The sequence below is a fragment of the Flavivirga aquimarina genome (genome assembly GCF_030540835.1).
Classification (GTDB): Bacteria; Bacteroidota; Bacteroidia; order Flavobacteriales; family Flavobacteriaceae; genus Flavivirga; species Flavivirga aquimarina.
Genome location: NZ_JAUOEK010000093.1, coordinates 1 through 26658, shown reverse-complemented (window position 1 = coordinate 26658; position 26658 = coordinate 1). Strand labels below are relative to the sequence as shown.

27 protein-coding genes are annotated in these 26658 nt (G+C 28.7%); 14 read left to right on the top strand and 13 right to left on the bottom strand.

The features are described from left to right. Positions 1-18 precede the first annotated feature (18 nt). From Q4Q35_RS08355 to Q4Q35_RS08335, 5 genes are all read left to right on the top strand, one after another. Positions 19-813 (top strand): ABC transporter ATP-binding protein, encoded by a 795-nt coding sequence (locus Q4Q35_RS08355; protein WP_303277511.1) that lies wholly within the window; start codon positions 19-21, stop codon positions 811-813. Between the two features lie 180 nt (positions 814-993). Further along, positions 994-2313 (top strand): DNA recombination protein RmuC, encoded by a 1320-nt coding sequence (locus Q4Q35_RS08350; RefSeq protein WP_303277510.1) that lies wholly within the window; start codon positions 994-996, stop codon positions 2311-2313. 143 nt (positions 2314-2456) lie between these two features. Beyond that, complete coding sequence (locus tag Q4Q35_RS08345; protein WP_303277509.1) at positions 2457-3089, top strand: transcriptional regulator; 633 nt, start codon at positions 2457-2459, stop codon at positions 3087-3089. Then, complete coding sequence (locus Q4Q35_RS08340; RefSeq protein ID WP_303277508.1) at positions 3086-3778, top strand: DUF3307 domain-containing protein; 693 nt, start codon at positions 3086-3088, stop codon at positions 3776-3778. The genes Q4Q35_RS08345 and Q4Q35_RS08340 overlap by 4 nt, the downstream gene beginning before the upstream one ends. Positions 3779-3782: 4 nt before the next feature. Then, positions 3783-4319 carry an acyl-CoA thioesterase gene (locus Q4Q35_RS08335; RefSeq protein ID WP_303277507.1) on the top strand — a complete coding sequence of 179 codons (537 nt, stop codon included), beginning with the start codon at positions 3783-3785 and terminating at the stop codon, positions 4317-4319. On the opposite strand, the gene Q4Q35_RS08330 is transcribed toward Q4Q35_RS08335, so the two are convergent. From Q4Q35_RS08330 to Q4Q35_RS08320, 3 genes are read right to left on the bottom strand one after another with little or no spacing between them, the layout of a single operon-like run. After that, entirely contained in the window at positions 4316-6832 is a 2517-nt protein-coding gene (locus Q4Q35_RS08330; RefSeq protein WP_303277506.1) for a TonB-dependent receptor, read from the bottom strand. The two genes, Q4Q35_RS08335 and Q4Q35_RS08330, sit on opposite strands and share 4 nt — an antisense overlap. Continuing rightward, positions 6816-7727, bottom strand: a complete 912-nt coding sequence (locus Q4Q35_RS08325) for a FecR family protein (protein ID WP_303277505.1) — start codon at positions 7725-7727, stop codon at positions 6816-6818. The genes Q4Q35_RS08330 and Q4Q35_RS08325 overlap by 17 nt, the downstream gene beginning before the upstream one ends. A 32-nt stretch (positions 7728-7759) precedes the next feature. After that, a complete protein-coding gene (locus Q4Q35_RS08320) occupies positions 7760-8284 on the bottom strand; it encodes an RNA polymerase sigma factor (RefSeq protein ID WP_303277504.1) in 525 nt (174 codons plus the stop codon). Between the two features lie 106 nt (positions 8285-8390). Here Q4Q35_RS08320 and Q4Q35_RS08315 point away from each other — a divergent pair, with 106 nt between their 5' ends. The 7 genes from Q4Q35_RS08315 (at position 8391) to Q4Q35_RS08285 (ending at position 13435) form a co-directional block, all read left to right on the top strand. Then, on the top strand, positions 8391-9464 hold the full coding sequence (locus Q4Q35_RS08315; protein ID WP_303277503.1) for a hypothetical protein: 1074 nt from the start codon (positions 8391-8393) through the stop codon (positions 9462-9464). Between the two features lie 146 nt (positions 9465-9610). Next, complete coding sequence (locus Q4Q35_RS08310) at positions 9611-9991, top strand: OB-fold protein (protein ID WP_303277502.1); 381 nt, start codon at positions 9611-9613, stop codon at positions 9989-9991. Beyond that, positions 9988-10512 carry an ankyrin repeat domain-containing protein gene (locus Q4Q35_RS08305; protein ID WP_303277501.1) on the top strand — a complete coding sequence of 175 codons (525 nt, stop codon included), beginning with the start codon at positions 9988-9990 and terminating at the stop codon, positions 10510-10512. The genes Q4Q35_RS08310 and Q4Q35_RS08305 overlap by 4 nt, the downstream gene beginning before the upstream one ends. Then, positions 10509-11270, top strand: a complete 762-nt coding sequence (locus Q4Q35_RS08300; protein WP_303277500.1) for a T9SS type A sorting domain-containing protein — start codon at positions 10509-10511, stop codon at positions 11268-11270. The genes Q4Q35_RS08305 and Q4Q35_RS08300 overlap by 4 nt, the downstream gene beginning before the upstream one ends. A gap of 219 nt (positions 11271-11489) precedes the next feature. Continuing rightward, entirely contained in the window at positions 11490-12338 is an 849-nt protein-coding gene (locus tag Q4Q35_RS08295; RefSeq protein ID WP_303277499.1) for a DUF5777 family beta-barrel protein, read from the top strand. A 43-nt stretch (positions 12339-12381) separates the two neighbouring features. Continuing rightward, on the top strand, positions 12382-12744 hold the full coding sequence (locus Q4Q35_RS08290) for a hypothetical protein (protein ID WP_303277498.1): 363 nt from the start codon (positions 12382-12384) through the stop codon (positions 12742-12744). 142 nt (positions 12745-12886) lie between these two features. Next, positions 12887-13435, top strand: a complete 549-nt coding sequence (locus tag Q4Q35_RS08285) for a YceI family protein (RefSeq protein WP_303277497.1) — start codon at positions 12887-12889, stop codon at positions 13433-13435. A 288-nt stretch (positions 13436-13723) separates the two neighbouring features. On the opposite strand, the gene Q4Q35_RS08280 is transcribed toward Q4Q35_RS08285, so the two are convergent. Further along, entirely contained in the window at positions 13724-14575 is an 852-nt protein-coding gene (locus tag Q4Q35_RS08280) for a glycosyltransferase family 2 protein (RefSeq protein ID WP_303277496.1), read from the bottom strand. A 344-nt stretch (positions 14576-14919) separates the two neighbouring features. Between Q4Q35_RS08280 and Q4Q35_RS08275 the strand changes: the two genes are divergently transcribed. Both Q4Q35_RS08275 and Q4Q35_RS08270 read left to right on the top strand, forming a co-directional pair. Beyond that, positions 14920-15951 (top strand): hypothetical protein, encoded by a 1032-nt coding sequence (locus tag Q4Q35_RS08275; RefSeq protein WP_303277495.1) that lies wholly within the window; start codon positions 14920-14922, stop codon positions 15949-15951. Next, positions 15944-16612 (top strand): sulfotransferase family protein, encoded by a 669-nt coding sequence (locus Q4Q35_RS08270; RefSeq protein ID WP_303277494.1) that lies wholly within the window; start codon positions 15944-15946, stop codon positions 16610-16612. Before Q4Q35_RS08275 ends, Q4Q35_RS08270 begins: the two co-directional genes overlap by 8 nt. A 20-nt stretch (positions 16613-16632) precedes the next feature. Here the strand turns inward: Q4Q35_RS08270 and cysC are convergent, their stop codons facing one another. The 9 genes from cysC to Q4Q35_RS08225 form a co-directional block, all read right to left on the bottom strand. Further along, the gene (cysC, locus tag Q4Q35_RS08265; RefSeq protein WP_303277493.1) at positions 16633-17229 is read right to left on the bottom strand and encodes an adenylyl-sulfate kinase; all 597 of its coding nucleotides are present in this window, start codon (positions 17227-17229) and stop codon (positions 16633-16635) included. Positions 17230-17490: 261 nt separating this feature from the next. After that, positions 17491-18255, bottom strand: a complete 765-nt coding sequence (locus Q4Q35_RS08260; RefSeq protein WP_303277492.1) for a glycosyltransferase family protein — start codon at positions 18253-18255, stop codon at positions 17491-17493. Beyond that, a complete protein-coding gene (locus Q4Q35_RS08255; RefSeq protein ID WP_303277490.1) occupies positions 18245-19156 on the bottom strand; it encodes a hypothetical protein in 912 nt (303 codons plus the stop codon). The genes Q4Q35_RS08260 and Q4Q35_RS08255 overlap by 11 nt, the downstream gene beginning before the upstream one ends. An 81-nt stretch (positions 19157-19237) precedes the next feature. Further along, the gene (locus tag Q4Q35_RS08250; RefSeq protein WP_303277489.1) at positions 19238-20257 is read right to left on the bottom strand and encodes a sulfotransferase; all 1020 of its coding nucleotides are present in this window, start codon (positions 20255-20257) and stop codon (positions 19238-19240) included. After that, positions 20254-20808: a hypothetical protein gene (locus Q4Q35_RS08245; RefSeq protein WP_303277488.1), complete on the bottom strand. Its 555-nt coding sequence runs from the start codon at positions 20806-20808 to the stop codon at positions 20254-20256. Before Q4Q35_RS08245 ends, Q4Q35_RS08250 begins: the two co-directional genes overlap by 4 nt. Before the next feature lie 266 nt (positions 20809-21074). Then, positions 21075-22193, bottom strand: a complete 1119-nt coding sequence (locus Q4Q35_RS08240) for a glycosyltransferase family 2 protein (RefSeq protein WP_303277487.1) — start codon at positions 22191-22193, stop codon at positions 21075-21077. Between the two features lie 13 nt (positions 22194-22206). Beyond that, positions 22207-23496, bottom strand: coding sequence for an HlyD family secretion protein (locus tag Q4Q35_RS08235; RefSeq protein ID WP_303277486.1), 1290 nt, complete (start codon positions 23494-23496; stop codon positions 22207-22209). A gap of 1 nt (position 23497) precedes the next feature. Further along, a complete protein-coding gene (locus Q4Q35_RS08230; RefSeq protein ID WP_303277485.1) occupies positions 23498-25711 on the bottom strand; it encodes a peptidase domain-containing ABC transporter in 2214 nt (737 codons plus the stop codon). A gap of 570 nt (positions 25712-26281) precedes the next feature. Further along, positions 26282-26509 carry a hypothetical protein gene (locus tag Q4Q35_RS08225; protein ID WP_303277484.1) on the bottom strand — a complete coding sequence of 76 codons (228 nt, stop codon included), beginning with the start codon at positions 26507-26509 and terminating at the stop codon, positions 26282-26284. Positions 26510-26658: the final 149 nt, after the last annotated feature.

Here is a 26658-nt window from a genome sequence, read left to right as displayed (position 1 = left end):
GTTTTCCTATTGGAATTTATGACAAAAAACAAACCACATATCGTTTTAAAAACTCAGGATCTTACCATTGGCTATGCTTCTAAAAAAGTTAAAACAGTCATTGCCTCTAACATAAATATTGAATTACATAAAGGGGAACTTGTGGGACTTATAGGTGCTAACGGTATTGGGAAGTCTACATTACTGCGAACGCTTACTAATGTTCAGCATAAACTAGACGGAAACGTCTCAATTAATAATTTACCCATAGAAAACTATTCTAATATCAATTTAGCAAAAGTACTCAGCTTAGTTCTTACAGAATCTTTGGGGTCAAAAAACCTGACTGTTTTTGAATTGATTGCTTTGGGGCGTCAACCTTATACCAATTGGGTTGGAAATTTAACTGTCGACGATTTTAAAATTATTAACCAATGTTTACTTCAAACAAATATCGAAGAATTAAAACACAAAAAATGTTATGAATTAAGTGATGGTCAGCTGCAAAAAGTAATGATTGCTCGTGCTTTAGCTCAAGATACCGACTTGATTATTCTGGATGAACCTACTACACATCTGGACATGTACCATAAAGCTTATATTTTAAAACTGCTTCAAAAACTAGCTAAAGAGACCAACAAGACGATTCTATTTTCTTCTCACGAAATAGATTTGGCCATTCAATTATGCGATACTTTAATTGTTATGACTAAAGATACTGTTACTATCGATCAACCATGTAACCTTATAGAAAAAGGTGTTTTTAATGATTTATTCCCAAAAGATTTAATTGTTTTTGATAATAAAATGGGGAGTTTTCGGGTGAAGAAATAACAATGTTCGACTAAGGACATTAAGACCGCTTTCGCTATTAGAATAAAGACTTAATTATAACTAACCGACTAACTAAATTCGATAATTTTAATCGGAAAACAACAATTCCAAAATATTTAAAAGCCTATCTTCTGTCTTCCGTTCAAAAAAATTATCTTTGGTTATATTTTTTTCAGATACATGAGCGACAATCTTATTCTTATAATTTCTATACTTATTTCCGCAGCAATTGGTGGTTATTTAGGCATTTTATTTACTAAACTTAAAAGCAAAAGTGAAAAAAGCACACTTGAAGAACGTCAAAACCAAATGCATGCCACCATTGAAGATTTAAAACAAAACCTGAGTAAAATTGAAAATGAACGTGAAGAGATTAGAAGAGAGAAAGAGTTTTTAAATTCTGAGTTAATCAGAAAAAATACCGAATATGAAAACCTCCAGCAATTAAATTTAAAACGAGATAAAGAGGTAGAAGAGCGCCAGGAGCAGTTACGCAAAGATTTCGAATTACTAGCCACCAAGATATTAGATGAAAAATCTGAGAAATTTACGCTTCAGAACAAAGAGAACATCAAAAATATTTTAAACCCTTTACAAGAAAAAATCAAGACTTTCGAAGAAAAAGTAGATTTAACTCAAAAAGAAAGCATTAGTATGCATTCCGCTTTAAAAGAACAGTTGTTGGGCTTAAAAGACCTTAACCAACAAATGACAAAGGAAGCGACCAACCTAACCAGAGCCTTAAAAGGTGATAGTAAAATGCAAGGGAATTGGGGCGAATTGGTTTTAGAACGCGTACTTGAAAAATCTGGATTAGAAAAAGATAGGGAATATTTTGTACAGCAAAGTTTCACCTTAGATGATGGTTCCAGAGTATTACCCGATGTTGTTTTGCATCTTCCAGATAGTAAAAAAATGATTATTGACTCTAAAGTATCGTTAACAGATTACGAGCGTTTGGTTAATGCTGATGATGATGATAAAATACCATTTTTAAAAGCACATGTTAATTCTATTAGAAAGCACGTCGATCAACTTTCAGAAAAAAACTATCAAGATTTATACGATATAGAATCCCCGGATTTTGTACTCATGTTTATACCTATTGAACCTGCTTTTGCTGTGGTAGTAAACGAAGACAACTCTATATACAATAAAGCATTCGAGAAAAACATTGTTATAGTAACACCTTCTACCCTATTAGCTACGCTTCGTACCATTGATACCATGTGGAATAACGAAAAGCAACAACGAAATGCTATAGAAATAGCCAGACAAGCAGGTGCCTTATACGATAAATTTGAAGGTTTAGTGAAAGATCTAACGGGTGTTGGCAAAAAAATTGATGCAGCAAAAAGCGATTATTCTGCAGCTATGAACAAGTTAGTTGATGGTAAAGGTAATCTGATTACAAGTGTTGAAAAACTCAAAAAAATGGGTGCTAAAGCGAAAAAAGCATTGCCAGAAACCATTATAAAACGTGCTGAAGAAGATCTTTAGAGATTATAAATATCACGTAATTACGTGATATTATCAATTATCACATAAAAACACGATATTTAAATATATCACTTAATTACGTGATATATTTGTTTATCACGTAATTAAGTGATATATTTGTTTATCACACAAAAACGTGATATATGATACCAAGTATAACAACAAGCGTCATAACAGGCGACATTATCAAGTCCAGATCTCAGGTAACCCCAGAAGTTTGGATAAAAGTGCTTAAAGAAGCTTTATCTTATTTAAGTAATGATAAAGCGTATTGGGAAATATATCGTGGAGACAGTTTTCAAATAGAAATTAAAGATATTAGTTCCTGTTTTTTAGCCGCTCTATATATAAAAGCTTGTATAAAATCCATTCATGGTCTAGATGTACGCCTAGCTATTGGTATTGGTAATAAAACCTATGAAGGCGAAAATGTAACAGAGTCTAATGGAGAAGCTTTTGTGTTTTCTGGAGAAACACTAGAAACATTAAAAAAAGAAAAACAAAATCTTCGAATTAAAACAAATCATTCTGAGATAGATCATGAACTTAATTTATACTTTAAGTTAGCGTTAATAACCATGGACAATTGGACTATTAATTCTGCTGAAATAGTTAAACTAAGTATTGAAAATCCTGAGGCACTACAAAGTGAGTTAGGTAAACTTACTGGTATTAATCAAAATGCTATAAGTTCTAGACAAAAACGAGCCCGTTTAGACGAAATCATGGAGCTAGAATTTATGTATAGAAAAAAAATATCTACTTATTTATTATGATACTACTAAAACTTTTATTGGCACACTTAATTGGTGATTTTTTTCTGCAACCCCAAAAATGGGTACAAGAAAAAGAAAAGAAAAAATTAAAATCATCAAAACTATACTTACATATATTAATCCATGTTGTACTATTAATAATAATACTTTGGGATATATCGCTATGGCCATTTGTTGTAACAATAGGTATTTCACATTTGTTTATTGATGGTTTAAAACTTGTATTACAAAATGAAAAAACAAAAAGATTACTGTTTTTTATAGATCAGTTACTTCATATTTTAGTCATTATTTGGTGCTACTTTTTCTATTTCAATAATACATTTCACCTAGAACCTTTTATAACCGAAGACAATCTTTTATTAATAATCTGTTTATTATTTTTAACAATTCCAGTGTCTATAATTATGAAAACCATTTTTTTAAAGTGGAATATTTCAGAACTCACTAAAAATAACGAATCGCTTAAGGATGCAGGTAAATATATTGGTATTTTAGAGCGTATTTTAGTGTTTATATTTATAATTGCTGGTCATTGGGAAGCCGTAGGCTTTTTAATTACAGCAAAGTCAGTTTTTAGATTTGGAGATTTAAAAGACAGACAGCTTACAGAATATATTTTAATAGGCACTTTAATTAGTTTTGGAATAGCAATAACCACAGGTATTTTATACTCTGTACTAACTTAAACACATGTTTAAAAGCATAAAAGAATCCCAAATTACTATCTCGGAATTAATGTTGCCATCACACTCCAATTTTAGTGGTAAAATTCATGGTGGTTATATTTTAAATTTAATGGATCAAATTGCATTTGCCTGTGCATCTAAACATTCCAGAAACTATTGCGTTACTGCATCTGTAAATAAAGTTGATTTTTTAAATCCTATAGATGTTGGCGAATTAGTAACGTTAAAAGCATCGGTTAATTATACAGGAAGAACCTCTATGGTTATTGGGGTTCGTGTTGAATCGGAAAATATTCAAACAGGAGAAACAAAACATTGCAATTCTTCTTATTTCACCATGGTTGCCAAAGATGAAAACGGAAAAAATGCTCCTGTTCCAGGTATTATATTAGATTCTGAACAAAGTATTAGAAGATTTTCTAGAAGTATCACCAGACAAGAACAGGCAAAAAAACGGTCAAATAGTTTTAAAGCCTCTGAGTTTAAAATAGATGACTATATAGAACTTTTAAAAGGACATAATACAAAAGTTGAACTTTAAAAATAAACCCTAAAAACAGCATTAGGTGTAAACCCTAAAGATTTTTGCACAGTTTCCATAACACTGTCATCTTTTACACGGTAGAAATTATTAATTTCATTTTCTTTATCTAAAACATTCCAGACCGAGACTCCTAAATTAGCCCTTGTTTTATCGCTAAATTTAAAATTATAAATTGCAGAAATATCTAAGCGCAAGTAATCATTCAAATTTGAAGCATTTGTAGCTTCATAATTTATCTGTCCATCTATAATTTGATTCCCAAAAACTGGCTGCGTAGTAGGTTTTCCAGAATGCCAATTTAGTCCTGCAGAAAGTTTTAAATTATGTAATGCATAAGTCATTCCTAAAGTCGCTGTATGCGAAATATCGTAATTACTAGAAAAATAATCTGTTTCCAGATCCTTAAAAAGATAACGATTGTTCATATAAGAATAACTTAACCAAGTACTAAATTTTTCAATATACTTTCTTAATAATATATCTAAGCCCTTTACATCGTAACGTCCACTACTCTTAACAAATTCATACTGATTTTGAAATCCTTGACTTTGGGTTGTTATGCCATTAACAATTTTATAAAAACCATCTATACCAACTAACCACCCATTATAACTATAGTTTAATCCCATAGAAATTTGTTTACTTGTAATAACCGGAATATCATTATTGTTAGATAATTGCCACCTGCGTTTTTCAATTCCTAAAAAATCATTTTGAAAATTAATGACCTGTGATGCATTTTGATGTTTAAATTCTCCAAGTATTTCAAGAGTGAAATGATCAAAAAACCGGTGATTAAAACTTAATCGAGGCTCCCAGATAGATTTACTAAATTTACTAATGTAGTTATACCTAAGCCCTAAATTTAAGTTGGTTTTATTATTTAAAGTTTTATAACCTACTTGAGAAAAAATGCCATGCGTTCTTACGACTTCTGAAACTAAAAATCTAAATAACGGATTATCTACATCGTCTAAATTGGTAACTTCTGTCTCAACAAAATGATAACCGTTTAAAAGCTGCAACCTATCGTTTAGTTTATAATTTACTTTAAGTTTAGTACTTGTTTCAGATACTATATTTTCTTGTAAAAAACGTTGTGAATCGAGTATATTGGCATTTACAGCCCTGAGTTTATAATCGGTTTCGTAAATTTCGAAATCTGTTTTTAATCTATCACTCCAGACCCTATTGTAATGCAAAGCTCCAGCAATACTATTTTGTGTTAATTTACTATCGCGGGATTCTTCTTCCTGATTTATTATAGCATTTTCATTGAACTGTAGTTGATTATGCACATTAATAAAATTGACCCTAACTTTGTCTTTATCACTTATATTATAAATCCACCTGAATGATGTATCATAAAAGTCAAAAGTTTTATTGGTATTTGTGATGGTTGTTGAATTAGATGCCACTTCTGTGTTTTGCGAAATTCTATCAAAAAACGCTGTGTATGTTGGTGTTTCAAAAAAATCACTAATCGATTTCCTGGCCGCTATTTGTATTGATGATGACTCATTAACAGGAATATCTGCAAACCCATTAACATCAGTCAAATTCATTCCAATAATACCTTCAAATTTTCTATTTACCTCGTTATCTGTTTGCATCTCTATAGTTCCAGAAACACCATCGGTATAACTCACATCGCTCCCACTCTTTCTTAAAGAAACTTTTTGAGTAATATGCGGGTTATACATAGAAATTAAACCAAAAAAATGTCCAGATTGATACATTTTTATATCATCCCATAGAATTAAATTCTGATCATGAGTTCCGCCTCTTATATTAATATTTGAAACTGTTTCATTAACACTCTGAATACCTGGAAATGCTTGTACAGATTGCAAAACATCATGATCGATTAACCCCGGAAGGATTTTTAAATTAGAAAAATCTATCTGAAAAGAACCATTGTCAATTTTATTAATACCACTTGTTATGAAGTTTGAGATAATAACTTGAGATAACAGTTGAAAATCTGATTGTAAATACACGTCCGAACAACCAGACATAGCAAATTGACTATAAGCTTTCGTAACTGTTTTATAACCTAAATGGCGTATTGTAATTAACTGCGATGCGTTTTTAACTTTAATTTTAAAAAAACCATTTTCATCACTGGTTGCAGAACTGCTTGGGGTTTGAACTGTTGCAAACGGTAGTACTTCTAAATTATCTTTATCTTTAAGGTATCCGCATAATATAACATCTTCTCTAGGTTTAACAAGAATAAAACTATCGTTCATTAAAGTAAACGATAAACCTGTATTTTTTTCCAAATACTTTAAAACTTCTAAAAGTGATAACTTTTTAGTTGGAGGCTTTAACGAAATACCTTCAATAACATCTTCTGCATAATTAAATTGAACCTTATATGCTTCTTGAAGTGTTGCAATTATTTGGGATAAAGTCCTTGTATCTGTTTGATCTTGTGCATAAACACCATTGGAAATAAAAAACAAGAAGCTAAAAAAAATAGCTGTTTTTTTAATTCTCTTTTCCATGAATTATTACCAAATTTGAAGCACGTAATTCAAAAGTCATATTCATTGGCTGCGTAATAGAAATTAGTGCGTCCTGAAGTTCGTCATGTACAAACCCACCTGTAAACAAGCGGTTAGCATCTATGCCTTTGCAGGTGACTTTTATATTATATTGTCGTTCTAACTCTGCTAAAACTACTTTAAACGGAATAGCTTCAAAATTACTTATATTATGAGTCCATTTTGGAGATGAAACACGCGTCTTTGTTTCAGAGAATTTCCCATATAAAATCTGAAAAACATCTCCAGCATGTAATTGTCTTGTAATAGTATCTGATGTTACTTTAACTATACCTTCAAAACACTTAACTTCAAAATAGTGATCGCGCTGTTTCACATTAAATTGTGTACCAACTACTGTTACGGTACCATCCTGTGTTATAACATCAAAAACATTCCCTTTAGCGACTTTAAAAAACGCTTCCCCTTCCAGTTCCAGTGCTCTTTTTTCATTCCAATCTTCAGCATTAAACCAAACCTTTGTCAATGCATTTAATTCAACTTTTGAGTGATCTGGAAGTTCTATAATTGTTTTTTCACTCGCCATAGTTTCAATATACGTAAGTTTATTGAAAAAGAATGCAAAATATATTCCTAGACCTATTATAACAATACTTGCTATTTTCAATAAGGGATACACCCAATGTAATTTCTTAACAGACGTTTTATGTGAGTTATAACGCTGCTTAAACGTTTCAAAATTATCTACTTCAGAAAAATGAGAAACCTTGAAATGCTGCGCAGCATCAATAATATATTGATTAAACTGGGCATCATCCAACTTACTAAACGCTTCTTTTTCAGCATCAGTTAAGTCTCCTTTTAGCCATTTTTCAAGTAAATAATCTTCGTCCATTATATATATAACAACTTCATTAGTATTTCTCCTTATTTTATTTTAAATCCGTTCAATTCTTTTTTCAGAATATTAAAAGCACTATAAATCCTATATTCCACAACTTTTTGAGTTACTCCTAACATCTCTGCAATTTCACTGTGTTTCTTTCCCTCTGTTTTACTTAGTAAAAAAGCAACACGTTGTTCTTCATTTAAACTAGCTAACACTTTATTATAACGTTCTAAAAATTGTTCTTTTTCCAAAAGAAATTCCGGAGTTTCATAAGTATAATTCTTAGATGTTGTTTGTTTATGCTTCAAGACCACGTTTTGATGTTTAATATCATTTAGCACCATATTATTAGCCACGGTATATAAAAAAGATTTAGCCTTATTTAATGTTACTTTTTTACAATTGCTCCAAAGTTTTACAAAAGCATCTTGAATTTTGTCGTTGGGATTAAACTGTTCACCATACTTATAATATAAATAGGCATATAAGTCTTTAGAGTATTTATTATAAATACGTTCAAAAACTGTTTCGTTACAAATTGAATCGTTAAGGTCTTTTTCCAAAATATTTTTTTGTGTCGCTAAAGTTATATAAAAAATTATTTAAAAATTTGAGGAGAAATACTAATGAAGTTGTTATAGATATAACTTAAAGACAGAAAAAGAATTGATGGACAAAATATTTAAGACTCTTTTTATATTCCCAATAGCAGTAATCATGCTATTAAATTCTTGTAGAACTGAAGAAAGTGAACTCATAGAAGCCCCGGATGATGAAGTTTTAGTCGCCAACTCAAATATTGCAAACTTGATGTTAAAAACGGCAAGCAACGATGGATCTAATGATAATATCATTGATAAATCTAATTGTTTTAATATCGATTTCCCACTTGCAGTAACAGCTAATAGCCAAAGAATTGATGTTACTTCTAAAGAAGATTACAAAATTATTGAATACATTTTTGATGAAGACGATGATGATACTGATACTGTAGATATTACGTTTCCCGTAACAATAACTCTTAAAGACCACTCTAAAGTTACTATAAACAATTATACTGAGTTATTGAGTTACTCGAACAATTGCAAAGGTGAAAATGAACAAGATAGTGACATTGAGTGTCTGGATTTTAAATACCCTATCACTACATCAATTTTTAATACCAATAATGAACTTATAGATGTTATAACAGTGAACTCTGATAATAACTTATATGAACTTGTCAATAATTTGGATACCAACGATTATGTAACAATTAATTTCCCAATAACAGTTATTCTTCTTGATGAGACTGAATTAAGCATTGACAATTTGGTAGAATTAGAAACTATTATTGAGACACATAGCAATGATTGCGATGAAGATGATGATTACGATTATAATGATGATGATTGCGATGATTGCCTCCCCGATCAATTAACCAATATTCTAACAACTTGTACAGATTGGACTGTTGATAAACTAGAGCGCAATAATAACAATCTTGATGATGTGTACGACGGCTATACTTTTAACTTTTTTACAGATGGTACGTTATCAGTATACTGGTCTAATACATCTGCGTATGGGACATGGACGGCAAGTGGTTCTGGAAATAATATCACCGTAACAATAAATGTCCCAGGTCTACCATATTGTAATAATGATTGGATATTACGTGAAATATCTAAATATACTGAAACTAAAATAGATTTAAGAGTTGGAGGCGATGACAGGTTACGATATGACAACGGCTGCAATTAAATAACAGAATTATAAAAAAGCTAGTAGAAATACTTTTATGAAAAAGAAAAATTTCACTAGTCAAATATCCTTTTTAGGCTATTTGATTGCTATACTAGCAAAACTGCTTCAGTCTTAGTACTGGAGCAGTTTCTAAACTAATTTATATGAAAAAGTGGAAAATTTTAATAATCCTTATAGGCTTGTGTATAGCTGCTTATTTATATATATATAAAGACCACAGAAATATTGAAACAGAAGCCCCTGTTTTTACGGTTACTGCAAGTTTAATTAGCTCAGAGTTTTCAAAAACACCTTTAGAATCGGAAAAAAAATATCTAAATAAAACAATTCTTGTTTCTGGGGTTATTTCAGAAGTTAATCAAAATGACTTGACTTTAAACGATATTGTTTTTTGCCAATTTAGTAATTCCGTTAACTCCTTAAAGATTGAGTCAAAAATAAAAATTAAAGGACGCGTAATCGGTTACGACGATTTGCTAGAACAAATTAAACTAGATCAATGCTTAATAATTATATCAAAATGAAAAAAAAGCACTTACTAATTTTGTTAATTTCCTATGGTACATTGCATGCACAAAAAAATATATTCGACGTTTCCCGCAACGGAACCGTTGAAGAAGTTTTAAGACTTTACAAAGAAAACCCAGATATAATAAATAGCGTAAATGACTCAGGTCATAGCCCTTTAATTTTAGCTTGCTACCATGGTAATGAAGCAGTCGTTAAATTTTTAATCGAAAAAGTTAAAGACATTAATGAATCTAATGATTATGGAACCCCTTTAATGGCTGCGGTTGTTAAAGGAAACATAAGTATAACAAAATTATTATTAGATAAAAACGTCGATGTAAATATTTCAGATATTAAGGGAACTACTGCTCTACACTATGCCTGTATGTATCAAAACATAGAAATGGTAACTCTTTTAATAAATGCAAATGCTAATTATAATATAAAAAATAATGTAGGCAAAACTGCTATGGATTTTGCTGTAGCTACTAAAAATAAAAGTCTAATAACAATCCTAAAAAATAAAAAACCATGAAAAAACTTGTACTATTACTACTATTAATGCCTGTTTTGCAAAACAATTTTGCTCAAACTTACTCTACTGGAGTTGTTGCTTTAGACACTGATTACACTGTTCAATTTGATGTTAATACAACTTCTAACATTGTTACCATGACTATGATTGGGCCAGACAATATTTGGTTAGGAGTAGGCCCCGGCATTTCTACAGGCTTGGGTATGGGAAACCTAGGAGATGATGCCATTGTATATAACTCAATTGGCTTACAAGACAGAAATATGCCTTCAGGAACAGGTACACCCAATTTAGATAGTAGTCAAGACTGGAATATATCAAGTAATACAACAAATAGTAATGTGCGTACCTTAATTGCTACAAGAGCCATTAATACAGGGGACTCCAATGACTATATTTTTCCAAGTACTGCTACATCAATTCCTATATTATGGGCTAAAGGCTCCAGCCTCACTTTTGGGTATCATGGTTCGAATAAATCTGGAACAGTAGCTAATTTAACTTTAGGAACAGATGATTACGTATTAAACCAATTTAAAATATTTCCTAATCCAGGCAAAACTATCATGAATTTTCAACTTCCACCTTCTATTTCAGAAGCTAATATAGAGGTTTATGATACTTTGGGAAAACAAATTTATAACTCTTATCATATTGATGATTCTAAAATAGATATTTCAAAATGGGGTACTGGGCTATATCTTATTAAAGTATCTTCTTTAGGAAATACTAAAACCAAACGGTTTTTAAAAATTTAACAACAGAGTAAACTATTTAAACAAAATTTAATTAACATATTGAACTCGTTTAAACTTTTTGGATTTAAGCGAAAATTAGAAGTTTTTAGTTCTGTTGAAGGCTTTTATGAGTTGCATAGCAGAGTTACGGAAGGAAAAAAAGACAAAAACAGAGTTGAAAACAGCAATTTTTTAGCAAACTGAAAAAGTTTAAACGAGTTCATCAATAAAATCAGCCAAATGAAATACATATTAGCTTTCCTTTTTTTACTTCCAATGCTTACATTTTCGCAAAACGATCTATTAGATGAAATAGATACAGACTCTAAAGGGACTCAACATGCTACAGCCGCTTTTAAAGGTTTAAAAATTGTGAATTTTGAATCTACAAAATTAGTTGCAAAAAAGGAACTCACTCTTATAGTATCTCACCGTTTTGGTAGTTTAAAAGATGGTATTGACACCTTTTTTGGATTAGACGAAGCCGTAACGCGATTAAATTTTGTATATGGCATTTCTGATGCGGTTAATATAGGAATATCCAGAAGTTCTTTTTTAAAAATTTACCAAGCATCAGTAAAATATCGACTTTTTAGACAAGAAGAAAATGGTTTCCCTTTTACAGTTGTTGGCTATAATGCCATTTTAGTAAATACTGCTTTAGACAAAGAAGACTTGCCACTTATTGAGTTTGAAGACCGTCTTGGGTATACCGTACAATTATTAATATCGAGAAAAGTTAATACAAATTTTTCGGTACAATTAGCACCTACCTTTTTTCATGACAACTATGTATCTTTAAATGAACAAGACAACAGCCAATTTGCATTAGGTTTTGGTGGACGTCATAAACTTGGTAAACGATGGTCGGTAAACGCAGATTACGGTTTACACTTAAATAGAGCCGACAATTCCCCTTTTAAAAACCCGTTATCTATTGGTATAGATTTAGAAACAGGAGGTCATGTGTTCCAAATGCATTTTTCTAACGCTCAGGCCATGAATACCAATGGTTTTATTGGACAAGCATCTGGAGATTGGAGCGATGGAGACGTCTACTTTGGATTTAATTTAAGTAGAAGGTTCTAATTCGAATTATAAAAAAAAGAATAATTAATAAATAAAAAAAGCTATGAATTTTAAAAAACTAATTTACGCCTCAATAATTTCCATTTTTCTTTTTAATTGCTCAAGCAATAGTAATGATGATCTTAATCCGGATCCAGATCCGGATCCAGATCCAAGCGGAGAAATCACCTATAATGGTAATGTACAAAATATTATAAATAGTAATTGCGTGCAATGTCATGCTGCAACTCCTGTTAATGGAGCCCCATTTTCTTTAGTAACTTTTACCCAAGTAAAAGATAGAGTAGATGCTATAATAAGTCGAATCAATAACAGTTCTAGTCCTATGCCTCCTAATGGGTTAATGCCATCTGGAAATAGAGATCTTATTCAACAATGGAAAGATGATGGTCTTTTAGAAAATTAATTTTCTGTTTTATAATCCAATAACAAGTTAAAAAAATAATGGAGCATTCGTGATTGAAAATTTCTCTCATAGTCATAATTAAATGAATATTATACCTGCCGGTAGGCAGGTATACTCCATGTAAAACAATAATTATAAACACATGAAAAATCTACTTTATTTGTTCGTCTTTATAAGTTTAAATGGCTTTGCACAAAGCAAGTACTTAACAAAAACTGGACATGTTAATTTTGAAGCTTCTGTACCTTCTTTTGAAGAGGTAAAAGCTACTAACAATACAGTTACTGCCATTTTAAATTCTGAAAATGGAGAATTTGCATCACTAGTATTGGTTAAAGGTTTTCGATTTAAAAATGCGCTTATGGAAGAACATTTTAATGAAAATTATGCTGAGTCTGATACATACCCAAAAATGACTTTTAAAGGTAAAATAGGCGATTTTTATTTTAATGAATTATCAGAAATACCTAAAGTGCTAAAAGTTAATGGTGCATTAACGTTTCATGGTATAACAAATCAATTAGAAAATATTCCTTTAAACATTTCAATAAATAATCAAGGTGATGTTATAATATCTGGAAGTTTTACAACAACCCCTTCAGACTATGATATCGAAATACCAAAAGTAGTTAGGAGTAAAATTGCAAAAAGTATTGATGTTACGTTTAACTTCCAATTGAAGAAGAAATAAAAAGGAGCTGTCTAAAAAGTGATGAACTTTGCTCATTCAGAGCAAAGCGAAGAATCTTATTTAACGTAAATCTTGGATAAGAAAATTTGTGTCAGTTTGAGTGATTTTTTGCAAAAAATCGTATCGAAAACCTGTCTGCCGACAGGCTGGCAAGTAAATTTTCGACTAAAAAAAGCTTCTCGATACAAAATTCTTTCAGAATTTCACTCGAAGTGACTTCTGAACTCTTAAACAAGATTCACGTTATTTATCTAAAAATCTAAACATTGTTTCACTAGTAAATAATATTTATTTTAAATTTTTAGCTTTAGGCTTCAAATAATCCTTCGTCTTATCATGTAATGTCAAATCAATAATCTCGGGATGATCAGTTGACATTAAATCTTGAAGATTATAACCATCATCTATATACCACTTATTTGTTTTTAGTTTGTTAATGCAATTCTCAATTGAAATAATTCTGTAATGATAACACAAAAGGTAACCAATTCGAATTTCTTCTTCTCTTAGGTTAAAATAAAGGTGGCTTAATCTACTAGGTTTATTTCTAATACCATCAGATACAGCTATTTTTATACTTTTTATAGGGTTGATTGGATGGTGGCATTTTAAATCTTCAAAAAAAGCAGGTCTAAAAATGCTCTTTACTTCTATTGCATCATACCTACATCTAAATTTAGGGCGTGTGCTTAGTTTGTTTTCATGCCGCAAATCATGATTCCATCTGTATGTATTAGTTTTTAAAATACTTTTTGGCGATTTTTCAAGAGAATTACAACTCATCATTACCCAAGGTACTTTTACGCAATGACTATCTTTAAAAGTTGTAAGAAGTTCTTCCCGAATCGTTTTTGTTGAATTCTTTTTAGTAGTAATAAACTCATCTGCATCAACATATATCATCCAATCATAATCATCCTTAATACTTTTATATAATTTATTGGAAAATTTAGTTGGTATGATATTTTTTTCGAAAAGAATGTTAACCTTATCATTCTCTAATAAATTGTTATATATAGATTTATCATTTGAATCATCATCAATTATATATATACAATCTACGCCTTCTTTAATGTAATAATGGACAAACTCTTCAATGAAATATTCATCTTTACACCTACAAATTAAACCAAGTTTCATATTTTTTTATTAGTAGATAATTATGGTTAGCCTTGAAATATGGCTACAGTTTAAAATTAAAATTTATATTCATGACTTGCATACCACAACTAGTTGTTTAGAGCTTATAATATACAAATAATAATTATTTAATTATATAATTTAATTGCATTTCCACAAGCCTTTTTCACCTATTAGTCATAGGAAATAATTTTGCAGTTATAAAATATCATTTACACTTTTTTCAAGAATATTTTTTCGAGTTAATTATGTAAAAATTATTCTATATCTAATTAGAAAACTTAATTTTTTTTTACATTTTTTGTTTATATTGTAAGTGAAGATTCATAAGTAAATTATATTAAATGGTTAAAAAAAATGAAGTTTTAAATTGGTGTTTTGAAATTATTAGCGAACATGCTCCAAGTGTCTCAGGTTTAGGTTTAATGAATGGAAAAACAGGAATTGCTTTAGCTCTTTATAAAGCACAATTTTTAAATCAAAGCAAAAATATAATAACAATTGGTGAAGATTTAGTTGAAGATGTGTGCGAAAATATTAAAAACAATTTGTCTTTAAATTTTTCTAACGGCCTTGGAGGCATAGGCTGGGGATTTGAATATGGGTTTCAACAAGATTTTTTTGAAGGAGACTCTGACGAGTTTTTGATAGACATAGATAGAAAACATATTCTTTCTTTAGTTTATAAAAAACCTAATTCTTTATGTCTTCATGAAGGTATTCTTGGGTATTGCTTTTATTTTCTTAACAGATTACAAGGAACTAATTCTCATGAAGAAAGTTTTTCCACAATAACGAATATGCATTGCCTAAAATTATCGTTAGAAGAATTAAAACTAATTTTAATTGAATTAGATTATGGCATAGATGAGCCAGAATCGTTTTCAATACTTTCGGATCTACCTCTAATATTTATTCTATTAGGTGAATGCATTGAAAAAAAATATTTTGTAGATCAGGCAATAGAAATAGCTGAAAATTTAATCAAAAAAACTCAAGAAAAATTACCAAGAAAAGCTTCTTTCAAATTAATTCTTTCTTTAGTTCTAGAATATTATCAATTAAAATCTAAAACAATTTTAAAAATCAATAACTTATCTGTTGTTAATTTTAAGGAGTTAAAGGAAGATTTAAAAGGGAAATATGGGCTTAATGGCTATTCTGGAATAGCGTTACTGAGTTATAAAATATTTAAAATGAATAACAATGAAAAATTCAAAAATGATGCTTTTGAGTATATACAGCTTGCTGAAGATATAATAACAAAAATAAAAGATAAGGCTAAAAAAAATCCCGAACAAATTATTAACCTAGGATTGAATAATGGTTTATCGGGATTTATTTTTTCTCATGCTATAATTAATAAAAATGAATAACAAAAAATATATTTATGTGCTTTCTAGTATGAGAGCAGGCTCTACTTTATTAAAGTCATTACTTTCAACTAGAGAAGAAATTGTAGATCTACCAGAAATACCAGTTCATTTAGCTGATGAAATTGCTTCTTTAGTTAAAGAAGATATGGTTTTAATAAAACGACCAAGGTATTATCTCAACACCAAATATCCGTATTTTGAATTTAAACCAGAATCAAAAATTATTATCTTAATTAGAAAACCTTACGATACCATTTTATCATTACATAAAATGAATTTAGAAAATAATTTTGCTGACATACAATACCATGATGAGCAAATGCTTCTTAATTATTGGATTACAACTTATCAATTATTATACAAATCCATTAATTTAAATTCCGATAATGTTATATTAGTTCGATATGAAGATTTGATAGAAACCCCATTAAAAACAACTGAAAATATTTTTAAGTTTTTAGATGTTTCAAACACGAAAGGTATAGATACATATGAAAATCCTAAAGGTTATAAATGGAAATGGGGATTTGGAGATGGCGGAGATGTACTTAAAACATTAAAAGTTGTAAACAGGCAAAATAAATATTTAAATAAAAAGTTAATTAATCTTATTGATACTAATAAAGCTGTGAAAGAGATATTAAAAAACTATGGATACTAATTAATATAAAAACACCTAATTTAGATTTTTAGTTTTAGTTTTTCTGCTATTTTGGCATAAATTATGTTTACAGACTCTTCAATAGTATTTAGATGAGAAACCTTTATATCTGGGTTTTCTGGAGTTTCATAAGGTGCTGATATTCCTGTCATATTTTTAATTTCTCCTGTTCGGGCTTTTTTGTAAATACCTTTTATATCTCTTTGTTCGCATACTTCAAGACTTGTGTTTACGAAAACTTCAATAAAGTTTTCAGAATTTACAGTTTGTTTTATACGTTCTCTATCAGATTTATAAGGTGCAATAAATGTAGCCAACACAACAAAGCCTGCGTCTATAAATAATTTAGAAATTTCGCCAATACGTCGACTGTTTTCAGAACGATCTTCTGGCGAAAACCCTAAATCCTTATTTATTCCAGTTCTAACATTATCACCGTCAAGAATATAAGTACGTATTTTCTCTTTATATAAACGTTCCTCTAAGCTATTTGCAATAGTAGATTTTCCAGCGCCAGACAATCCTGTAAAAAAAACTAAAAAAGAATTATGGCCATTTAACAGTATTCGCTCTTTTTTACTTAAAGTAAATACACTAGGGAACAAATTATTATTCATCTGTATAAATTTTATATGATTTTAAATTCTTTTAATGATATCAAAACATATCATGATCAGAATTACTATTATAATTAATGTTTTTTACAAATATCAATTGCAACTTGTTTGTCAATATTCTTTATTGAACTAGAAATAAATAATAAGCCTAAAAAACAAGTTATATACACTCTAAAAACAAGAAAGTATAGGCAAAAATCAAATTAAAAGAATCAGTTAATTTCAATTATATTTCTGCAACCGTCTTCAATAATGAACAGTTCATGGCATAAAGACTTTTAGATATTCTATATTATTTTTAGTTGTCAAATTTATGTCTGATGGTTTTGAATTTTTTTTTCTTATATGATATAAATGAAAAAGGGGATAATCAAAACGTACCACTTTGAATCCGTTTTTTTTTAATCTATAATACCGCTCCTTATCATCTGGACCCCAACCATAAATTTTTTCATTATCAATGGTCTGTCCTAAATAATCGATTATTCTACCACCAAAAGCCCCTCCCACTGAATATTTGTGCATATATGTAAATTCTTTTTCTCTTCCTTGAAAAAAATCATAATCAAGTATTTTAGAAAATTTATTTCTATCATTTTCGAACACCTGATGAAAATCGCCATTGTAAGGGTATACTAGAGTAGGTAATATAGTTGTTCTTAGATATTCAATAGATTGCTCAATTGCTTTTGGAGATAAAATGATATCACTATCACAAATAAAAAAAAAAGGAGTTTTACATTTCGTAACAAGTAAGTTTCTATATTTTGTTGTATGAAATATTTCCGATGAATCTTGGATAAATTCATATTCAATATTTTTATTATTTAAAATATATTCATCATCAATTTTTGGAACTGCATCAATTTCTAATAACAAGATTTTAGTTTTAAAATATTTGTGGATGTAGTTAATGACTAAGCTTAAATTTATTCTTCTGTCTTCTGACTCAATTTGAGCATAAATTAAAAAAGAAGTGTCCATTAAATCTATTCGTTTTGTTTTCATTATCAATTTATTTTTCATTTATATCATATAAGAAAAAAACACCCAATACAATTAACTCTAATATCAAAATTTCTTTATTATTGCTTTCAGTTTCACAAAGTTGTTTTTGAATTTTTTGAATCCTAATTTTTAAATTTGATTTATTTGTATTTTGTAATACTGAGGATGGTTTTTCTAGAGCCATAAATAAATCTAAGGAATCTTTAAAATTAAATCCTTTTAAAAGTAAAGTTGTTTTCTTATTTAAAGACTCTCGTAGATCGAATAATTGAATATCATTAAGGTGTTTAAATATATCTTCTGAAAAATGTTTTAGGTAAGGAGTATTAGCAATATTCTTTAGAAGTATTTTTATCTGTAAAATCAATTTTTCATTAGTTTTTGAAATTGAATCAATATGCAATGAAATTTCGAAAAAAGTAATTAAGGTAAGTTCTTTAATTTTTAAAAAATAAATAACATTTTGCTTTATATGATCAATACGTTCGTTTAAATAAAAACCAATAAATACTAGATCTCGCATAAATTCGGTTCTGAACTCCGTTCTAGAGAGCCTTCCTACTTCTATTATGACAGTAGAATCAATAGCTTCTAATAAATTATCAATATCTTCATCAAATTCAAAAATTTCTTCTTTTTTAAATTTTAAAAGCCACCACACTATATCTACAAATTTTAAAGGCAAGTTTTTTTCATACTTTTTTAAATCACTAAATTCCTCAGTTAAAATTTCTTCTAATAAATTAAAAGCAGATAAATAATAATCTTCATTCTGAAATTGTTTCGAAAACTTAAATAAAAAACATATCAATGACATTTTACCATTTAGATTGGTGCTCGACAATAGTTTATAATTGACTAATAGTGATTTTGCAACGGCATCAAGATCCTTTGATATGGTTATATTACTTTGCATCATTCTTACATACTAATTTTAATTGAATAACTCGTATTTATACAGTTCCTTTTTTTTAAATCATCCTATATAATTTGATAGATTTTATATATTTATTTGCGCTAAAATTAAATTATTACTGTTCTTTAGGTTTTTAATACTCAGTATGTATACTTCATTCTTAGTTACATTAATGTCATTAAAATTAAATTTAGTTTGATCTTTAGCTATTAGATGATTAAAAATATCCATTCGTAATGGAGAATTTATTTGATTTACATTAACTATTTTTTTTTGTAAATAAATCTCAAAATCCTTCATGTATTTTTTTTCTTTTAAAATCAATGTCCCTTCAATATCTAACTTACTATTATTTATATTAAGGGTATCAATAGTAAAATGTTTTATTAAATTTTTAAAATAAAAAGGATGTGTGTATAATATTTTTTTATTTTTTTGTAGTTCGCTTCTGGGGTTAAAACTATGTTTTATTTGAAGCGTCTCTTTTACTTTTTTATCATCATATGGTATATCTAAAAATGAAAATAATTTTTCTAATTTAGAATTTTGTTGAATTACATCTTCATAATTTATAATAAAAGTATCCTCATAATTAGAATGGAATTTTCTCATTTTTTCTATGAAATAATTTAACTTTCTCTTTGTTTTTTTTGGATTTTTTTTTGCCCACCAGTCACTGTATATAGTTTGTTCAACACTTCTAAGATTAAAAATAATAGCGCAATTAGGAAGGATAGTTCTTAAAAAAAGTAAATACTCATCTAAATCTTCAACTACTTCTAAAAATCTAATTTCTTTAAACCCTAGTGTTTTTATGTTTTTATTATCTCCAATTAAAACATTATCTATAACCTTTTTTATATCATTAAAATACGTCTTCATATTAATTTCATTAGCTCCATACCATGCCGAGTTTAGTTTTTTATTTCTGGGGCCTTGAAATTCCTTTGCTGCTTTTAAACGAAGATAGCTATGATATAATGCATATATAAAATTGTAATTTTCTCCTCGTATCAAAACATCTTCACAACTGTTTAATAAACCTTGTAATAGAGTAGAACCACTCCTGCCGTATGTACAAATTATTATATATTTATATTTCATTTTAATTCTTTTAATGCTCTTAAAAACAAATCTTGAGCAGTAATGCTATTGTAGTTTATATTTTTACTTATATCGATTATAACGTTTCTCTCAATATTTTTTATTGAACTAAAAGTTACTAAATCATAAATTTTTTTTTCAAAACCTTCAATAGGTGTGTTGGTTTTATCAATTAAAACCTCTTTTAAATATTCAAGAATAAATTTTCTATTATTATTGAAATTTTCAGAATTTACTTTTTTTTGATTAGTTAAAGATTGCTCACTATACTTCTTACTTTGTACTTTAAGTATTTCTTCTAACATAATTATTAAATCATCAATGGTCTTGTTTGATGCTAAACTTATTATGGCTAAGGCCTGAATTATTATTTCAGTCAACGAATCTATTGTGTCACTCTTATATTCATTATAAATTAAAAGAACTATTAATGTTATTTGATAGTTATAATTTGTGTCACTCTTATCATTAAGTAAATTCAAAACATCATAATCATCAACACCATAATGAACGGTATTGTTTGGAAAGTCTTTAAATAACTTATGTGGCATTGTTTCGATACCAATACTACTTGATTGATTTTTATTTATAAAGCTTTCAATCTGTTCTGAAAAATAAGATGCTGTTTGAAATTTTGTGTTTTCATTAACTCTAATAGTAAATTTTATGTGAGATCCCCTTTCGTAGCTTAATTTGATAAAAAAAAATATTTTTTTGTCGTATTTCTTAACACACAAGTTAATATGTTTTAGTAGCTTGAACCACTCTTTTTGGTTATAAAAAATTGAATACGTTATATTATTTGTTAAAGTCATATCTAATTGAGTATAACTGGTTCTTTAAAATTCTTTACTAGTGTAGCTTGACCGTAAGATTTTTCATTAACGATTATATTTTTTGTTCTCTCATTTTCTTTCATTATATTCCTATTTGTAATTTGGGAGTAAAACATAGTCAACATTAAAATATCCTCATATTCATTAATATTAATAAATTCAACATCATTAATAATTGAAAAAGAGTCTTTACTGTTTTTTTGTTCTATCCATTTATTTCCTATAGAATTTAATATTCTTGAAGTCTTATTTAAACAATAATGTCCATCAATATTGTCCCAAATATAAGTTTCCCATTTATCACCTAAAATGGAGTATTCATCATCATCTTTTCGATTTTCAATGAATAAATTGTCAATAGATTCTGAGTTAATCAACCTATTTATTATAACCTCTCCTATAAAACATTTTGAATTTTTAAATAAAAAAACAACTAGTGAAGATTTATGATCAACTTGTCTTAAAAACACGCCCTCAAACTCCAAAAAACTCTTGTCATTTTCCAATCGTTCAGTATCGTTATGGGTTATGGCTGACAAGAAAATTCTATTGTCTATGTTTACTCTACTAAGGGCAAGTAATTGCAACCTGTTTTTTAAATCGTTATCTTCAAAGCCATAGCTTTCCATATTTTCATCATAGCCACAAATTTTATAAAAGTCATCTTTCTTCATACATATTCTTCCACAACAATCTCTAATGGCATGGTAAGCATCTGTAGCTAGAAAAATATCCTTATTTTCAAGAAACATTTGATTCACATAATCAGCAAACCCTTCACCTGTAAAATTATCAGCATCTATGTTGCAAATAATATCACCTGTTGCACACCTTGCAACCACATTTTTAGAGTGGCTCATGTGAAAACTTTCTGGCTCTGTAGTTTTGTAATAAGTTAATATTCCAGAGTCAATATACGTTTGCATTTCAGATTTGACCCATTCATCTAAATCATCTTTCGAATTATAATTTAGCAAAACAAATTCTATATTTCCATAATCTAGATTGTCCTTTATATTTTTAAGTAAAGTTTGTTTTAAATGATGAAGGCGATTCATACATACGGTACAAAAAGAAATTTTATGTTTTTTATTCTTCATTTTCAAAGCTATTCTAGTATTTAAACAAATCGTTAAACTTATAAAACATACGTTCTGCAACACTTAATTCTTCTGTTATTATTTCTGCATTTCCTAATAATTCTTGAGTAAAGCTGAACACCTTGTTATAAGATGTTTTTGTGCCATCTGGTAAAGAAACATAAACAACATAATTTCCTTCATTATTTGGAGAAATAGAAAAATTAGTCACTTTACCTATTAACATTCCATATTGCTGATATGGATAATTATCTAGTTTGATAAACACTTTTTGCCCAATAGTTACTTTTCCTGCGTTTTGTGAGGGTAAAATCAGCTTACCTACTAAGTCTGAAGTATTTGTCGGTAATATTGAAAAAACGATACTGCCAGAATTTACAAATTGATTTTCACCCCAATAATCTTGGAAACTAATAACACCATTTATTGATGAGGATAACACATAATTATATTCCCAATTCCTGATGGCATCCTTAAGTAAATCGTATGATTGAATTAAATTTCTTAAAAGCCTAGTGTTATCATTTTGTTTATTTATTCGTGTATTTTTTAAAGTTTGATTTGCAGAAGATATGGCTTCAGTCATTTGCGAAATAGAAATAGCCAAGCTATTAACGCTTTTTTGCATTTGAATAAATTCTAACTGTTTTAATTCGTAATCACTTTGTGAAATATCTCCTTTGCTTAATAAGCTTTTATCTCTTTCTAAATCTTTTTCTTTTAACTTAAACTCTTGTTCAAGTAATTTTTTTTGAGTGATTTGATTTTTTAATCTATTTTTTAGTTCTTTTAAAGAAACTTGATTACTTCCTAATTGATTGGTATAAGGATCTAATTTTTTTAACAAAAAATAATCCGTATAATTATTTTGAAAATTAATATATGATGTATTAATATCTCCTAAAACCAAATAAGAAGTTTTTTCAAATGGAAATTCAAAATTTTCTGAATTAAAAGGAAGTGTATCAATTATACTAGTTAATAAATGTACATCATCAAAATTAGCTGTATTTTTAATGATTGCTAATTTTTGATTAATCTTTACAGTATCTCTATTTTTTATAAATATTTTTTCTAATTGACCAGAGTATCTAGAAATAACCATTTCAGTAGGTTGTTTAGTTGTTACAATTATTTTTGCAGCAACAAAATCGGGATATCTAATCATAAAAGACAAACAAAGAATAATACAAACAAATATAAAAATAAGTGTAATACCCCAACGTACTATCCATGCAGGTGGATTTGATAAAATTTCCTGCACCTCCTCTGACCTTAATTCGATATTATCTTCTTTCTTCATTTCAGTCATTTTTATCACTACTTAATTTCTCTAATTCAAGTTGATTTTTTACCAAATTATAATACGCTCCATGCATATTTAATAATTCTTGGTGCTTTCCATGTTCTACAACCTTCCCGTCATCAATTACAACAATTTGATCCGCATTTTTTACAGTACTTAATCTATGGGCTATCACAACTACTGTTCTGTTCTTAAAAAAGAGATTTAAATTCTCCATAATTATACGTTCATTTTTAGAGTCTAAAGCAGATGTTGCTTCATCGAAGAACAAAAAATTTGGATCTTTATAAACTGCTCTAGCAATAAACAAACGCTGTTTTTGACCAGTACTTATACCCACACCCTCATTACCTATTTTTGTATTAAACCCTAAAGGTAAAGATTGAATAAAATCATAAATATTAGCTATTTTAACAGCGTGTATTAAGCGCTCTTGATTTACAATATCTTCTCCAATAGCTATATTATATGCTATAGTATCATTAAAAACAAAACCTTCTTGCATTACCACACCGCAATTAGATCTCCATGTTTTAGGAGAAATTCCTTTCATATATCGTTCACCATATTTTATGCTTCCTTTTTCTGGCAAATAAAATTTTAACAAGAGTTTCATTAAAGTGGATTTACCACTTCCGCTTGCCCCAACTATTGCCGTAATTTTATTAGCAGGAATACTCATGTTCAACCCTTTAATTACATTTTGATCGCTACCTAAATATTTATACTCTAAATTTGTAATTTCAATATCTTGATCAAGCTTAATGTTTGTAATTAATTGGTTTTCATTACTCTCTTCATCTTCTTTATCATGAATCTCTCCTAAACGTTCTAAACTAATTTTGGCATCTTGAGTAGCTTGAATAAAACCAACTAACTGTGTTATTGGACCATTTAATTGCCCAATAATATATTGAATGGACAGCATCATCCCTAAGGTAATGTTACCTTCAATAACTAATAATGCAGAAGTAAATGTTATAAATATATTCTTTGTTTGGTTAATAAAAGAAGAACCAACACTTTGTGTTTGCTCTAGAGCTAAACTTTGCATTTTTACTTTAAAAAGTCGTGCCTGTACATATTCCCATTTCCAACGTTTTTGTCTTTCTGCATTATGCATTTTAATTTCTTGCATACCATTAATCAACTCCATAACGGTACTTTTCTCTTGACCACTCTCTGTAAACCGCTTGTAATCAATCTCTTTTCTTCTTTTTAAGAAAAATAAAATCCAGGCTATATATATAATACTACCTATAGCAAATATGAAAAATATGGAAGTACTGTAATAAATTAAAACAGCTCCAAACACAAACAAATTAAACATTGAGAACAACGTATTTAATGTAGTACCTGTTAGTAAAGTTTCAATTCGCTTATGATCATTAATGCGTTGCATAATATCTCCCGTCATACGGGTATCAAAATAGGCAATGGGAAGATTCATCAATTTAATAAAGAAATCTGATACCAAGGATATATTTATTCTTGTACTAAGGTGTAACAATATCCAACTTCTAAAAACACCAACACTTGTTTGGCCTATAAATAGCATAACTTGTGCTATTAAAACAATATAAATAAAATCGATATCTTGATTTTGTATACCAACATCAACAATACTTTGTGTTAAAAATGGAAATATAAGCTGAAAAATACTACCTACAAGCAAGCCTATAACAAGCTGCAACAACAAGTTCTTATATTTAAATAGATATTGAAACAAAAATCGGAATGATTTTTTATCAGTTTCTTTCCAGTTTTTTAGATTATGAAATTTTGGGGTAACCTCTAATAGTAAAACAACTCCTTCTTTTGTGTTATCTGTAGCATTGTTACCAATCCAACGCTTTATAAAATCTTCTTTAGTATAAGTAATTAACCCATATGAAGGATCTGAGATATAAATTATATCATTTTTTATTTTATAAACTACAACAAAATGATTTTTATTCCAATGTATTAGTATAGGTAACGGAGTTTCTTTTAATTTATCATAGTCAATTTTAATACCTAAAGATTTAAACCCGATAGCTTCAGCTGCTTCGCTCAGTTTAAGTAAATTACTACCTATTCTTGTAGTTTCAGATAATTCTCTTACTTGTTGTAAAGATATAAGTTTGCCATAGTGTTTTGCTATAATACGCAAGCATGTGGGACCACAATCTTTAGAGTCTGGTTGTTTATAAAATGGAAATTTATTTTTCAAATTTAAATTTTGTGTGAATAATTATTTACAAAGACCAAAAAGGTTATTAACATTGAGTCTTTAATTTCTTTTTTCTAAAAAATATTAAAGAGCTAAAAAAGAATATCCTTTAATATTTCTTGTGATTTGATTTTACAGACGTAGATTTTTTAATAAAAAACACATTAATAATTTTACTTAAAAGAAATTCTTTTAAATAATTTAGAATGTAAAATAATTGTTGACTTTTTGCATTTTTTCCAATAAAAAAATTCTTGAAACTGACTATCCACGAGGCAAGCCATAGGGGTATACTTCGGCTCCGCTCAGCACAGGTTTTCGCCAGTTTCATTTTGCCTTTATAGAGGCAAAAATCGAATTTTGTTATTTTGCCTCACCCAGAACTGCCTTTTTTTGCAGTTCTGACCTCTCCAAAGGAGAGGTTAATTGGAAACCCCGACCCAAGGGTCGGAGAATTTTTAGATTAAAACAATTAAGTATATCTTTTAATTATTGTGTTTTATTAATATTTTTTAGTTGATTTTAAGAAAAGTAGAAACCTGCCATTGGCAAGTTTCTACTAATAAATAATTATCCTTGGTATGAACAATTCCACGCGCAATCTGCACAAGGTATATTTCCAAAATTTTGATATGGTGGAAAATGGCAAATACACTCGATTATACCCTGAAAATCATCACCACAACCTTCAGAGGCACCTTCACCTAAGCCATAGCCTCCTAAAACAGATTTTAATTGGTTGCGTTGTAGCATATCATCAGCTCCCAATTTCAAATTTTTTAAACTTAATTTTTTCATAATAAAATTTATTAATAATTATATTTGCCTTGAGCATTTAAAGACCATCAAGGTTTTGGTCTGCCTTTCGCGAAAAGGGTATTGTTCATGCCCAAAGTGTTTGCTTTGGGCTTTTTATTTTTATTGTAAGATCTCTCTTAAATCATCTA